Source organism: Rhizobium sp. RCC_161_2, from assembly GCF_041355235.1.
Classification (GTDB): Bacteria; Pseudomonadota; Alphaproteobacteria; order Rhizobiales; family Rhizobiaceae; genus Rhizobium.
The window spans coordinates 212,979-226,383 of record NZ_JBFUPL010000002.1 but is presented as its reverse complement, the minus strand read 5'-3'; the positions used below and the strand labels follow the sequence as shown (position 1 = coordinate 226,383).

Sequence of the window (13,405 nt, the reverse complement as noted above, 5' to 3'; positions counted from 1 at the left end):
CAAACGGCTCGCTCAAAGCAGCAGCAGGAAAGCCACAAAAGCAAGGAGTGTCAGCATCGAGCAGGCGGAATAGAAGATCGATACGCCGGTTTCGATATCGCTGACGGTGGCGGTGTCCCGCCCGGAACCATTGATCATCGGCTCGCGCACCACTTCACCGCCATAGACTCGCGGGCCGGCAAGCTGGATATCCAGGGCGCCGGCCATCGCCGCTTCCGGCCTGCCGGAATTCGGCGAGCGATGCAGTCCGCCATCCCGGACCGCAACGCGGATCGTGTTGCCGAGCGCCGAAATCCCCTTCTTGGCGAGTGCACCTGCGGCAATCAGCAGGATCGACAGCCGCGCCGCCGGCCAATTGGCGACGTCGTCCAGCCGGGCCGAAGCCCAGCCAAAATCGATATAAGTCTCGGATTTATGGCCAATCATCGAATCGGCGGTGTTCAGCATCTTGTAGATAAACAGGCCTGGCAGACCGAAAACGCCATACCAAAGCGCCGGCGCCACCACGCCATCGGAAAAATTCTCGGCTAGGCTTTCAATCGTGGCGCGGCAGATCCCAGGTTCGTCCAGTGTTTCCGGGTCACGGCCGACGATGCGCGACACGGCGCGGCGACCGCCCTCCAACCCTTCGCTACGCAGCGCGCTCGACACCTCGCCGACATGATCGGCCAGGCTCTTCTGCGCCAGAAATATCGCCACCAGCCCCACCTCGATCAAAATGCCGAACCAGCCGAAGAAAGCGAGCAACCCGTGAACGGCCCAGCCGGCAACGGCCGCGCCGAAGAGCAGCGCGACGATCGACATCACACCATTGCGGCGACGTGTCAGATCCGGCAGATGCTCGGCATTGAAATGGCGATCGAAAAAGGAAATCGCCTTGCCGAACAGCACGACGGGATGCGGCAGGCGCTGCCAGAGCCAGGCGGGATCACCAATGATCCGGTCCAGCAGCAATGCCAGAATGAGGATGAGCAAATGTTCGTCGATGATCATACCGAATAAGTCTCCAGCACCCCAGCCAGCCTGCGATCGCCTTCCTCGTCCCGAGCAAGGCCGAAGCGTAGCCAATTCGGCGCATAATCGAACTTACGGACAAGAATATGATGGCGGCAGAGATGCGCATGTATATCGCTTGCGCGCTCGTCGGCAACGAGAGCAAACAGCCCCGTGCCGCCGGCAATGTTGAGTTTGGCGCTGTGAAGAACGGCGTCCAGCGCCACGCGCCGTTCAAGAATACGATTGTGGATAGCGGTCGTGTCGCCGTTCATCAAGGAAGCCGCCAGGGAAAGCGCCGGCCCGGAAACTGCCCAGGGGCCAAGCCAATCCTCGAAACGCGCGAGAATGGAGGCTTCCGCGATAACAAAACCGAGGCGCAGGCCAGCGAGACCAAAGAATTTGCCGAAGGAACGCAAGATAATGAGGTTCGGCATCAAGGACGCATATGGCGCAAGGCTGCCCTCCGGCTCCATATCTCCGAATGCCTCATCGACCACCAACATGCCGCCACGCTCTTGCAGCCGATCATGCAATTCCCGCAGCCGATGGATGGGCAGCATCCGGCCATCCGGATTGTTGGGATTGACGACGACGACAAGGCCGTGGCCGTCGGTAACATCATTGATCTCGGTGACTTCGTTCAACCGCAACCCGGCCAACGCAAAAGCGCGGGCATATTCCCCATAGGTCGGCGACAAGATCGCGACGCTGCCGGCCGGCGCTATTCGCGGCAGAAGCTGGATGACCGATTGCGTGCCGGGAACCGGCAGCGGCAGGAGATCGCCGCTGCGGTAATAGCCCCTCGCCGCCTCTCGAGCCCACTCCACAAGATACTGGTCCGGCAGCCGATGCCAGGCGGAAACGGGGATGTCGGGCAAGATGACGGGATTTGGGTTGATCCCGGTCGACAGGTCGAGCCAGTCTTCCGGTCGTCCGCCGTAAAGACGTGCCGCGGCGGTGATCCCACCGCCATGTAGGATCCTGCCCGTCACGCAACGTCACCGGAAAGATCGATCAGATGCATATAGGACCCGGCGACATTGCCGCGCTGCAGGCCCGCCGTGCCGAGGTCTGCGCCGAGCGCATCCGTGACCGCAAACAATCGATCCGCCTCGCCTTCCGAGACGATCGTCGAATAGTGAAATTCATGCGCCGTCATCGGCCGCTCGAAGAAAGCCCCTGCCAGCGGTGTCACGCGCCGGTAGCCAAGATGGCGTTGACGCTTCTCATAGCTGGTGACGACCGGCAACAGGCCAAGCATTGCATGGCGCATGCCGGTGGCATCCACCAATCCCTCACCGAGCACCATATAGCCGCCGCACTCGCCATAGATCCGCACGCCACGAACCGCCGCAGCCTTCATCCCCTTATGGAACCGGGTTGCAGCCGCGAGCTTGCCCGCATGCAGCTCGGGATAACCGCCCGGCAGATAGATGGCGTCCGCATCCGCCGCCGGAGCCTCGTCAGCCAGTGGCGAGAAAAATGAAATCTCCGCCCCGCGCCGGCGCCAGCCGAGGAGCATATGCTCGTAGCAGAAGGCGAAGGCGATATCGCGGGCGACAGCGATCCGCTGACCGAAGGGCATAAGCCGGGCGACATTGGCCGCCGATGGCCGGACGACATTCTGTTGCGCGGCGCGCAGCAGCAATCCGAAGTCACATGCCTTGGTGAGTGTCTCCGCCGCATGTTCGATGAAGTCTTCCAGCCCTGCATGTTCGCCGGCCTGCACCAGCCCCAAATGCCGCTCCGGCAATGTCAGCCCCTTGTCGGCACGAATGACGGCAGCGACAGGAATACGAACCGCTTCCAGCGCCCGGCGCAGCATCGTCTCATGCCGGTCGCTGCCCACCCGGTTGAGGATGACGCCGGCGATGCGGATATCGGTGCGGAAATTGGCAAAGCCGCTGACGAGAGCGGCGACGGACTGCGACATGCGAGAGGCATCGACCACCAGCACCACGGAAAGCCCCAGGAAGGCGGCAAGATCGGCCGGTGTGCCGGAGCCATCCGCCGCGCCGTCGAACAGTCCCATCATGGCTTCGATGACGAGCATCCGGTCACCAGCACGGTGCAGCGCCGAATTGGCGGAGATCAGCTCATGGCGCATTGCCCAGGGATCGAAATTGAGGCAGAGCGAACCGCCCGCCGCAGCAAGAAACGCGGGATCGATATAGTCGGGGCCGGCTTTACCCGGCGCAACCGCGATCCCCCTTTTCCGCAACGCCCTGAGCAGGCCGAGCGTGATCGTGGTCTTGCCCGAGCCCGAAGCGGGGGCTGCAATCAACAAGCCGCTCATGCCGGCACCTTGCGACCGCCACCCGCCTGCATCTCCATTGCCGGCACGAGCTTGCGACCGGACAAAGCCCCCAGCCAGTCGAGGGACGATCGCAGCCGCACGACATCGCCGACCACGACGATCACCGGCGGCTCCAGGCCGGAGGCGATGACATCGGCCTCCGCACGCCCAAGCGTCGTCTCCAGCACCTGCTGTGCCGGCGTGGCGGCATTGCAGACGAAGGCGACCGGCTCGTCGGCAGAACGGCCGGCGGCGATGAGATTGTCGCTGATCTGGGCGATGTGCTTCATCGCCATATACATGACGATGACGGGCGAACCCTTGCCGATCGCCTCCCAATTAATCGCATCCGGCACGAGGCCAGAAGAATCGTGACCGGTGAGAAAAGTGACGGCGTGATTGACGTCGCGATGGGTGACGGGAATGCCGGCATAGGCAAGACCGCCGATCCCGGCGGTGATGCCCGGAACGATACGAAAGGGAATACCATGCTCCACTAGCATCAGCGCTTCCTCACCGCCACGCCCAAAGACGAAAGGATCGCCGCCCTTCAACCGCAGCACGCGTTTTCCGGCACGCGCCAGCTCGACAAGACGCAGCGAAATATCCCGCTGTTTGGCGGACGGCTTGCCGCCGCGCTTGCCGGCATATTCGAGTGCCGCGCCAGGGCGCGCAAGCTTCAGGCAATCCTCGTTGACGAGCGCATCGTGCACAATAATGTCCGCCTCCGCCAATCCCTTGGCTGCCAGCAAGGTCAGCAGCCCGGGATCGCCCGGTCCGGCGCCAACGAGCCAGACGGAGCCCGGCTCCAGCGCCGGCAGATTGGAAAATGCGGTATCGTTCATCCCATCTGTCCTATGCCCGGATGGCAAAAATTGCAATCTTGAGAACGGGATAAGGCGGCAGCGGTCGAACTCCCGTTTCCCCGATGAAATGATAGATCAGACCGGATCCGGACGGCAGCAACGGTGCGATATTCATTTTCCCGAAGGCGACAACAGCAAACCCGATTCAACGCTTCAAGTGCTTGAATCGAATTGCGACGGGGTGACCGCAATTATTTGATAATATTATAGAATAAACAAAATTTTAGAGCAGAATACCTTGGAGAGGGCTGCACCGCCGCCCTCTCCAAGACTGACTTCATCAGCTCACTTGCCGAGAATCACGTCACGGATCAGGTCGATCGTCGCCTGCGAACGAATACCGGTGCAGACGATCTGGCTCGGCAGATTGTCCCATTCGTTCGCCGGGAAGTGCCGGCCGTTGGGCTTGACGATAGTCTGGCCGTCGGCAATGCCGCCACAGACGACGCGCACCGCACCCTCGATCGTATCGAACAGCTCCGGCGCCACGACATAGACGCAGGCGCAGCTATCGTGGACCATCATGCCGTCGTCGACGATGTGGCCATAGAAATCGATGTAGGATTGCGACAGGTCCGACAGGAGCTGCACGGACGGGCCGCCAACCCTAGCCATATCGGCGAGATAGCCGCGGCTCATCGTCGTGACCGCAGTCACATCGAGGCCAACAACCACGACCTTCCACGCTGCGGTCATAACGGCATCTGCCGCTTCCGGATCGCCATGAATATTGGCCTCCGCCACCGGTGTCACATTGCCCGGAACGTAGAAATTGCCGCCCATGATGACGACATCCTTGACCAGCTTGGCGATCTCCGGATCGTGCTTCAGCGCCAGCGCCAGATTCGTCATGCGGCCGACGGCCACCAGCCGCACCTCGCCCGGATTGGCGCGGACGGTATCGATGATGAATTGATAGGCGGGACGCGGATCGGTGGGCAGATCGATCGTTGCCGGCACCTCGATATCGCCGAGACCGTTATGGCCGTGTACGAAGGTCGGCCACGGCCGCTCCTGCCGCGAGGGATCGAACGTGACGCTGGCGCCGCGGGCGACGGGGCACGGAATGTTCCACTCGCGCTTCAAAAACAGCGCATTGCGCGTCGTCGTATCGACGGAAGCATTGCCGAACACCGTGGTGACGCCGAGAAGATCGATATCCGGATGACGATGCAAAAAAAGAAGCGCCATCGCGTCATCGACGCCAGGATCCGTATCGTAAATTACCTTGTGCATGATATTTCCTTCTTATCATTCTGATAAAACATAAGATTCTCCAAAAATGGCGCTGCAATTTCGGAGATCATGTTTCGGGATTGCCGGGACACGCGAGAACCGCGATCGGCGAGATACCTCACCATACCCACAGCGGCCATTTCTGCAATATCGGAAGCGATCCCAGGTAGATTCGTCACAGATTGCGACGAAACGATGCCAAAAGACCGATGGCTCAAGCGATTCTTGCAATCGCCGCAGTGGCAAAGGCGGATTTGATTTTCGGAACGACAAGCTCTGCATCAGGTCCAGCCGCAGCCAATGCTGCAGCCTCGGCCACGCCATGGCAACCGACATGGGCAAAGACGAGTTCGGAGGGATTCTTCAAACGCGGCGTCTCCCGCTCCAGCGCCGCAACATTGAAACACCGCAGCGGGAGGCGGAAATGCGTGGCCACCTCCAGCATCGCCGGCTCATTCATTCGCGTATCGATCGAGACCACCGCAAGGAGTTGATCTGCCCCTATCCCGGCCTCCTGCATGGCCCGTTCGGCAAGCAAACGCACATCATTCCAATCCGTGCCGCGCTCACAACCCAAGCCAAGGAGATAGCGGCGCGTAGAATTGGAATAGGTCGTCATAGTCACTCCTCGGCGGCGGCGGTTATGGTCAAACACATCTACCCAGCCATCCCCTGCCCGTCAATTTCGCGCAATGTGTCCCATCGGCAATTGCCTTGGCACAACAGGAATGCAAGAAGGCGCCTCGATTTCATGCCGCCGAGTTTCCGCCTTGCCAGACATTACCCTTCATCTGCTGCTTCTGCTCTTTGCCGCCGCATTCTTCGCCGGACTTGTCGATTCGATCGCCGGTGGCGGCGGGTTGGTTACTGTCCCCGCCATGCTGCTTGCTGGCATTCCGCCGTTGCAGACGCTCGGCACCAACAAGGTGCAGTCGATCTGCGGCGCAGCCTCCGCGACAATCGCCTATGCCCGCCAAGGCCATGTGCAGCTTCACGAGCAATTGCCGATGGCATTGATGGCCGTGATCGGAGGCATGCTGGGCGCGGCACTGGCAACGATCATGCCCGGCAATGTCCTGCGCATCATCCTGCCCTTCCTGCTGATCGCGATCGCCCTCTATTTCGCCTTCAAGCCCAATCTCAATGATGTCGAAAAACACCGCCGCATGAGCGCCGGCCTTTTCGGCATCACCCTGGTGCCGCTGATCGGCTTCTACGATGGCGCCTTCGGTCCCGGTACCGGCTCGTTCCTGATGCTCGCCTTCGTCACGCTCGCCGGCTTCGGCCTGCTGAAAGCAACCGCACATACCAAGCTGTTGAACTTCGGCTCGAACCTCGGTGGCCTGATCGTTTTCATCTTTTCCGGCGCCATCCTCTGGAAGGTTGGCATTGTCATGGGTCTCGGCCAGTTTCTCGGCGCGCAAGTCGGCTCTCGCCTTGCCATGCGTATCGGCGCGCGGTTGATCAAGCCGCTGCTGGTGATCGTCTGCATCGCCTTTGCCATCAAGCTGCTGTCCGACCCGACCAATCCAGTCCGGGTCTGGATCGGTTTCTAATATCGGCGCTTTGATTACCTGAGACGTAATTGATACTGTGTTTGGGCTCACCCATGATCACCCTGCCTGAACGGTTCAGGTGATCTAAAGGAGACAACCCGATGACCGATGCGACAACCATTGCCGAACGCTATATCGCTGTCTGGAACGAAACCGACGCCGAGCGCCGACGCGCGCTTATCAGCGAAGGTTGGACAGAATCCTGCACCTACATCGACCCGCTGATGAGCGGCAACGGCCGTGAGCAGATCGATGCTCTGGTCGCCGCCGTGCAGGACCGCTTCCCCGATTTCCGCTTCAAACTCTCCGGTTCCGCCGATCGCCATGGCGACAATATTCGCTTCTCCTGGGATCTCGGCCCGGAAGGCAGCGAACCGCTGGTCAAAGGCACCGATTTCGCCATTCTCGACGGCGAGCGGCTGAAAGCTGTTCATGGCTTCATCGACCAAATGCCGGCAGCCGCATGATGATGCCAGCCCGCTCTCTCGGCGATTACCTGCGCGAATGGCGGCAACGCCGCCGTTTGAGCCAGCTCGAATTCGCCCTTGAAGCAGAGATATCGCAACGGCATCTCAGCTTCATAGAGAGCGGGCGCGCACTTCCGAGCCGCGACATGCTGATGCATCTTGCCGAGCGGCTGGACGTGCCGCTTAGAGACCGCAATCCGATGCTGCTGGCGGCGGGCTTCGCGCCGGTCTTCCCGGAGCGCTCGCTGGACGACCCGGCACTTGCCCCGGCACGCCGGGCCATTGACCTCGTTCTGAAGGGCCACGAACCATTTCCTGCATTGGCGATCGACCGGCATTGGACGCTGATCGCCGCAAACGCCGCGGTCGCACCCCTGCTCTCCGACGTCGCCGACGTCACACTGCTCAAACCACCGGTGAACGTGTTGAGGCTGAGCCTGCATCCGGGCGGCCTCGCGCCTCGCATCCTAAACCTCCCGGAATGGCGCGCCCACCTGCTCGAGCGCCTGCGCCAGCAGATCACTGCCACTGGCGATCCCATCCTCGCGGCATTGCTGAAGGAACTTGCAGCCTATCCCGCTCCGCCGGCACATAGGCCGAACCCGCACGGACAGGATTATGCCGGCATTGCCGTCCCTCTCGAACTCCTTACCAAAGCCGGGCGCCTCTCCTTGATCTCGACCACCACCGTCTTCGGCACCCCCGTCGATGTCACCCTGTCGGAACTAGCAATCGAATCCTTCTTCCCGGCCGATCAGCAGACGGCTGATCGGTTGAAGGGGATGACATCGGTCGGCTGAAGCACGTCACTCCTCCAATCAGAACTCCACGCCCGGCTGTCCCTTGATGCCGGAGCGGAAGGGATGCTTGATCAGCTCCATTTCGGTGACGAGATCTGCGATCTCGATCAGCTCTTCCTTGGCGTTTCGGCCGGTCAGGACGACATGCGTCATGTGCGGCTTTTCTTCCTTCAGGAATGCCACCACCTCGTTGATGTCGAGATAATCATAGCGCAGCGCGATATTGATCTCGTCGAGCAGCACCATCGAGTTACGCTCGTCGCGGATCAGCTCCTTGGCCTTTTCCCAGGCCGCCGTCGCCGCAGCTACGTCGCGAGCGCGATCCTGCGTTTCCCAGGTAAAGCCCTCACCCATCGTGTGGAACTGGCAGATGTCGGAGAAATGCGTCTCGATCAGATCCCGCTCGCCCGTCCACATCGCGCCCTTGATGAACTGCACCACCGCGCATGGCTTCTTGTGGGCGATATGGCGAAAGATCATGCCGAAAGCGGAGGATGATTTGCCCTTGCCCTTGCCGGTGTGGACGATGATCAGACCCTTCTCGTCGGTCTTGGTCGCCATGATCTTGTCACGCGCGGCTTTCTTCTTGGCCATCTTGTCGGAATGGCGAGCGTCGTCGTTTCTCGGTGCGTCAGTGCCGGTTTCGGCTATGTCTTCGCTCATTTTGCTCTCCCTGAAATGATGGATTTTTGCGCCAGCGGTCCACCTCGCCAAAGGTAAAGCGCCACCAGCGGCATCTCCTCGGTCCGCATCGCATGGCGGATGCCCGAGGGATGATGAATGATCTCGCCGGACCAGCGCGGCAGGAAATGTTGGCCATCCTTGCTCCACAGCGCGCCGTCGGTCAGCGGGATATAGATTTCCTCGGCAATGTGATGATGATCCGGGTAGTGGACGTCAGGCCCGAGCAGCAGAAAACCGCCGGCCATATCATCGCTGACGAAGTGACCGCGCGTACCAAACAGCTCGACCCAACCGTATCTCTGCAGGAAATCCACGCCAAAATCGGCAATGCTATAGGTCTGCCCCCAATGCAGAGCGCTTGCGGTGCTTGAGAGGGTGGAGAACAGATCACGTTCTGCGGCATTAGTCGGCGCGTGGAGGATATTCAGGTGGTCCAATACAGGCAGTCTATGGGCAGCAAGCAACCGCTCATCCATCCGCCAATCGAAGCCTCCGATGAAACGCTGCAATAGGGGATCGCTCCGCAACGTCACATAGTCATGGAAAGCCCGAAGAAGATCGTCGGCCGCACTCACGCCACGGCCTCCTTGCCCCGCACGGGAACCTCCAGATCGAACCGGGCAGAATTGCTGCGCGGCGTCCAGAGCTGGCGGTCGATGGCTTCCAGCAGGCGTTCCTTCATTTCGCGAAGTGCGGCTGGATTCTTCTCGGCCATGAAGTCGCGCACTTTCTGATCGACCACGAAGGCCTGATAGACCGCCTCGAAATGATGATTGCGCACAGCGCCCGTCGTCGCTGCAAAGGCGAAGAGATAGTCGACCGTTGCGGCAATCTCGAAGGCACCTTTGTAGCCGTGGCGCATGACGCCATCGATCCATTTCGGATTGACGACGCGGCCGCGTACGACACGTCCGATCTCCTCTTCCAAGGAGCGGATGACCGGCTTTTCAGGCCGGGAATGGTCATTATGATAGATCGACGGACGCGCGCCGGCGAGCTGCTCCGCCGCCGCCGCCATGCCGCCTTCGAATTGGTAGTAATCGTCGCTGTCGAGCAGATCGTGCTCGCGATTGTCCTGGTTCTGCACCACCGCCTGAATCGAGCGCAGTCGCTCCTCGAACACGCCGCGCTCGGCCTTCCCGTCCTCGCCCGCCCCATAGGCATAACTGCCCCAGACGAGATAGGCTTCCGCCAGATCGGCGCGCCGCTCCCAGCCGTTCTCGTCGATCAGCGCTTGCAGCCCGGCGCCATAAGCACCCGGCTTGGAACCGAAGATGCGATAGCCGGCACGCCGGCTGGCCGAAGCCTGGTCCAATCCCGCTGCCTCAAGCCGCGCGATCTCGCCACGCATCCGCGCCGCAATCGGATTGTCCGCCGCGTCCTCCTCCAGCGTACCGACCGCGCGGACCGCCTTGTCAAACAGCGCGATCTGCTCCGGAAAAGCATCGCGGAAGAAGCCGGAAATGCGCAGCGTGACATCGACACGCGGGCGACGCAGCAGAGCGGGCGGAATGATCTCGTAGCCGGTCACCCGCCGCGAGGTCATGTCCCAGACCGGCTTGACGCCGATCAGCGCCAGCGCCTGGGCAATATCATCGCCACCGGTACGCATGTTGGACGTGCCCCAGGCCGTCAGCCCGAAGGAGACCGGCCATTCGCCATGATCCTGCACATAGCGGCGGATCAACAGCTCAGCCGATTTCTTGCCAAGCTCATAGGCAGCCGGCGTCGGCACTGCGCGACTATCAACCGAATAGAAATTCCGCCCCGTCGGCAGCACATCCGGCCTGCCGCGCGTCGGCGCACCGGAAGGACCAGGTGGCACGAACCTGCCGTCGAGGCCCTTCATCAGGGCAATGATCTCTGCGTCGCCACAGGCAAGGATGGAGGGTTTCAGGCGGGTTTCGATTTCGGCGAGGACGGTGTGTGTATGCGGCCAGTCTTCGGGACATGCGATATCGCCAGCAACGAATTTCGCCGCCAGGAGTTCGATGCGCTCGACGGTATCGCCTTGGGTGCGCCAGGGATCGTCAGAAATCTTGGTGAGAATGTCGGGCCGTTGGCCGGTCCATTCGGCGGCCATATCGCAATCTAAGGGATCGAACGGCGTATCCTGGCGCAACGCATCCCGCGCAATCGCCCGCGGCAAACTCTGATCGCCCCCTTCGCCCAATCCCCGCGGCACCCGCGCCAGAGCCACCGTCAAATCCGTAAGCAGCCTACCCACCGGCGAGACGCCGAAGATATGCAGTCCATCCCGAATCTGCATTTCCTTGAGATCACAAAGATAGGCGTCGAGTTTCTTCAGCGCCTCATCCTCGCCTTCTCCCTTGGAAATGCCTGCATCCTGATCGAGGCCGATATCGGCGACGAGGTCGAGGATCTGTTTGCGCAGCAGCCGGATACGGCGGGGATCGCCGCCGGAGGCCTCGTAATATTCGTCCACCAGCGCTTCAAGATCCTTCAGCGGACCGTAGCTTTCCGCACGGGTCAAGGGCGGTGTCAGGTGGTCGATGATCACGGCGCTCGTGCGGCGCTTGGCCTGCGTGCCCTCACCGGGATCGTTGACGATGAAGGGATAGAGATGCGGCAACGGCCCGAGTATCGCCTCGGGATAGCAGGTTTCCGACAGCGCCAAGGCCTTGCCCGGCAGCCATTCGAGATTACCGTGCTTGCCCATATGGATGACGGCATGCGCGCCAAAGGATTGGCGCAGGAACGCATAGAAAGCGAGATAGCCGTGCGGTGGCACGAGATCCGGAGAATGATAGCTTTCCTTCGGATCGATATTGTAGCCCCGCGCCGGCTGGATGCCGACCAGCACCTCACCGAAGCGGGTGAAGGACAGCGCGAAAACACCGTCGCGAACATAGGGATCGCTCTCGGGATTGCCCCAACGGGTATTGATCTCGTCCTGAATCTGTTTGGGAAGAGACGCGAGGAAACATTTGTATTCACTTAAAGAAAGTGTCTCGCGAATAACCTTGCCATCGTGACCGGAGTTGGTCGGCCCGTCCATCAGATGCCGGATCAGCGCATCGCCATCATCAGGCAGATCGGCGACCGGGTAACCCGCCGCCCGCATCGCCTTCAGCACCTCGATCGTACCCGCCGGCGTATCGAGCCCGACGCCGTTGCCAAGCCGCCCATCCCGGTTCGGATAGTTGGCCATGACCAGCGCCACGCGGCGCTCCGGCGGCGGCGTCCTGCGCAGCCGTGCCCAATTGGCAGCAAGCCGCGCCGTATAGCGCATGCGGTCCTCGGCTGGCTCACTGGCAACGATATTGGCCTCGACGCGCTCATCATAGCGCGCCGCCGCCTTGAAGGAGACGGCGCGGGCAAGCACGCGCCCATCCACTTCCGGCAGAGCGACATTCATGCCGAGATCGCGCGCCGAAAGCCCCTGTGATGACGCCTCCCATGCCTCTCTCGATGAGGCGGAAAAGATCGCCTGCAACACGACGGCATTGCTCGTCTCCAGCACGGTCGGCTGTCGATCGGCACCCGGCGCCGAGACGGCAAAGCCGGTCGTGTTGATGACGACATCCGGCTTCAATTCGGTGAACACGCTTTCCAGAATGCCGATTGATACTGGATCTTTGAGGCTGTAGGCGAACACCGGCAGCGGTCGCATGCCCTCGGCGATAGCAGCTTCGATCAAGGCTTCGACAGGCTTGGTTTCGCCGCTCTGGACGAGGGCGCGGTAAAAAGAGATGGCGACTGTCGGCGGATTGATATCCGCAAGCTGCTTCTCCCCCAGCATCGCCCCCTCACCCGGCACTCCCTCGACAAGCTCAGGAGCGCCACCCTCTCCCCGCTGGGGCGAGGGTAAAATCACCACACCCTCGGCTTTCCCCTTCTCCCCTTGGGGAGAAGGTGCCCAAAGGGCGGATGAGGGGGTATCTCCACGCAACGCAGAAACCGCTTTCCACTCCTCAACCCCAATCACACCCCTGCCCGGCCACCAGATCCCGGCCTTCATCAGAGGTGATGCCGTTGCCGGCTTCTCCGCCCCTGACAACATCGCCTCGGCATAGCCAAGAAACGCCCGCGAATTCGCATCCCCGCCTTCGATCAGGTAGGACCACAGCGCATTGAGATCGTCGAGGGCGATGTTGGAAAACGGCATCAGCCCCGGATCGGACTTCGAATCCCCTGGCAGCACCGCAATAAGAGCGCCACTGCGTGCAGCACAGGCATGCAGCGCCTCGAGCGCATAGTGGAAATAGCTGGCTCCGCCAAGCGCGCGAACGATAATCAGCTTCGCATGCCGCGCCGTCCGCTCGATGTAGGTGTCGACCGACATCGGATGCTTGAGGCTCATCAGGCTGGCAAGTCGCAGCGAATAGCCCGCCTCTCCCTGTCCATGGGCGGCGGCGATGGCCGCAAGCTCAGTATCGGCCGCCGACAGGAACAGGATATTGCCCGGCGACTGACCGAGATCGATCGCCTCCTCGCCGTCGCTGATCGTACCCTTTTGCGCTAGGAGGAGATGCATGGCTCT

The 13,405-nt window shown here is 61.3% G+C and carries 12 protein-coding genes; 3 read left to right on the top strand and 9 right to left on the bottom strand.

All coding sequences use genetic code 11. The features are described from left to right. Positions 1–12 precede the first annotated feature (12 nt). From cbiB to AB6803_RS05180, 6 genes are all read right to left on the bottom strand, one after another. Entirely contained in the window at positions 13–993 is a 981-nt protein-coding gene (cbiB, locus tag AB6803_RS05205; protein ID WP_371107890.1) for an adenosylcobinamide-phosphate synthase CbiB, read from the bottom strand. After that, entirely contained in the window at positions 990–1,988 is a 999-nt protein-coding gene (gene cobD, locus AB6803_RS05200) for a threonine-phosphate decarboxylase CobD (protein ID WP_371107889.1), read from the bottom strand. The genes cbiB and cobD overlap by 4 nt, the downstream gene beginning before the upstream one ends. Continuing rightward, the gene (locus AB6803_RS05195) at positions 1,985–3,292 is read right to left on the bottom strand and encodes a cobyrinate a,c-diamide synthase (RefSeq protein WP_371107888.1); all 1,308 of its coding nucleotides are present in this window, start codon (positions 3,290–3,292) and stop codon (positions 1,985–1,987) included. The genes cobD and AB6803_RS05195 overlap by 4 nt, the downstream gene beginning before the upstream one ends. Then, positions 3,289–4,137: a uroporphyrinogen-III C-methyltransferase gene (gene cobA / locus AB6803_RS05190; RefSeq protein ID WP_371107887.1), complete on the bottom strand. Its 849-nt coding sequence runs from the start codon at positions 4,135–4,137 to the stop codon at positions 3,289–3,291. Before cobA ends, AB6803_RS05195 begins: the two co-directional genes overlap by 4 nt. A gap of 306 nt (positions 4,138–4,443) precedes the next feature. After that, on the bottom strand, positions 4,444–5,394 hold the full coding sequence (locus AB6803_RS05185) for a nucleoside hydrolase (protein WP_371107886.1): 951 nt from the start codon (positions 5,392–5,394) through the stop codon (positions 4,444–4,446). A gap of 214 nt (positions 5,395–5,608) precedes the next feature. Continuing rightward, positions 5,609–6,013, bottom strand: coding sequence for a cobalamin biosynthesis protein (locus AB6803_RS05180; RefSeq protein WP_371107885.1), 405 nt, complete (start codon positions 6,011–6,013; stop codon positions 5,609–5,611). A gap of 151 nt (positions 6,014–6,164) precedes the next feature. On the opposite strand from AB6803_RS05180, the gene AB6803_RS05175 reads away from it, so the two are divergent. The 3 genes from AB6803_RS05175 (at position 6,165) to AB6803_RS05165 (ending at position 8,217) form a co-directional block, all read left to right on the top strand. Next, positions 6,165–6,950: a TSUP family transporter gene (locus AB6803_RS05175; RefSeq protein WP_371107884.1), complete on the top strand. Its 786-nt coding sequence runs from the start codon at positions 6,165–6,167 to the stop codon at positions 6,948–6,950. A gap of 101 nt (positions 6,951–7,051) precedes the next feature. After that, entirely contained in the window at positions 7,052–7,417 is a 366-nt protein-coding gene (locus tag AB6803_RS05170) for a nuclear transport factor 2 family protein (protein ID WP_371107883.1), read from the top strand. Beyond that, positions 7,414–8,217: a helix-turn-helix domain-containing protein gene (locus tag AB6803_RS05165; protein WP_371107882.1), complete on the top strand. Its 804-nt coding sequence runs from the start codon at positions 7,414–7,416 to the stop codon at positions 8,215–8,217. The genes AB6803_RS05170 and AB6803_RS05165 overlap by 4 nt, the downstream gene beginning before the upstream one ends. A gap of 18 nt (positions 8,218–8,235) precedes the next feature. Here the strand turns inward: AB6803_RS05165 and cobO are convergent, their stop codons facing one another. From cobO to cobN, 3 genes are read right to left on the bottom strand one after another with little or no spacing between them, the layout of a single operon-like run. Then, complete coding sequence (cobO, locus tag AB6803_RS05160) at positions 8,236–8,880, bottom strand: cob(I)yrinic acid a,c-diamide adenosyltransferase (protein ID WP_371107881.1); 645 nt, start codon at positions 8,878–8,880, stop codon at positions 8,236–8,238. Further along, complete coding sequence (locus tag AB6803_RS05155) at positions 8,877–9,476, bottom strand: dimethylsulfoniopropionate lyase (RefSeq protein WP_371107880.1); 600 nt, start codon at positions 9,474–9,476, stop codon at positions 8,877–8,879. The genes cobO and AB6803_RS05155 overlap by 4 nt, the downstream gene beginning before the upstream one ends. Next, on the bottom strand, positions 9,473–13,399 hold the full coding sequence (cobN, locus tag AB6803_RS05150) for a cobaltochelatase subunit CobN (RefSeq protein ID WP_371107879.1): 3,927 nt from the start codon (positions 13,397–13,399) through the stop codon (positions 9,473–9,475). The genes AB6803_RS05155 and cobN overlap by 4 nt, the downstream gene beginning before the upstream one ends. Between the last annotated feature and the right edge of the window lie 6 nt (positions 13,400–13,405).

Bases quoted from the DNA above. Each gene is read 5' to 3' on its own strand.
- cbiB (WP_371107890.1), bottom strand. From the start codon at position 993: ATGATCATCGACGAACATTTGCTCATCCTCATTCTGGCATTGCTGCTG.
- AB6803_RS05180 (WP_371107885.1), bottom strand. From the start codon at position 6,013: ATGACGACCTATTCCAATTCTACGCGCCGCTATCTCCTTGGCTTGGGT.
- cobO (WP_371107881.1), bottom strand. From the start codon at position 8,880: ATGAGCGAAGACATAGCCGAAACCGGCACTGACGCACCGAGAAACGAC.
- cobA (WP_371107887.1), bottom strand. From the start codon at position 4,137: ATGAACGATACCGCATTTTCCAATCTGCCGGCGCTGGAGCCGGGCTCC.
- AB6803_RS05185 (WP_371107886.1), bottom strand. From the start codon at position 5,394: ATGCACAAGGTAATTTACGATACGGATCCTGGCGTCGATGACGCGATG.
- cobN (WP_371107879.1), bottom strand. From the start codon at position 13,399: ATGCATCTCCTCCTAGCGCAAAAGGGTACGATCAGCGACGGCGAGGAG.
- AB6803_RS05195 (WP_371107888.1), bottom strand. From the start codon at position 3,292: ATGAGCGGCTTGTTGATTGCAGCCCCCGCTTCGGGCTCGGGCAAGACC.
- AB6803_RS05170 (WP_371107883.1), top strand. From the start codon at position 7,052: ATGACCGATGCGACAACCATTGCCGAACGCTATATCGCTGTCTGGAAC.
- AB6803_RS05165 (WP_371107882.1), top strand. From the start codon at position 7,414: ATGATGATGCCAGCCCGCTCTCTCGGCGATTACCTGCGCGAATGGCGG.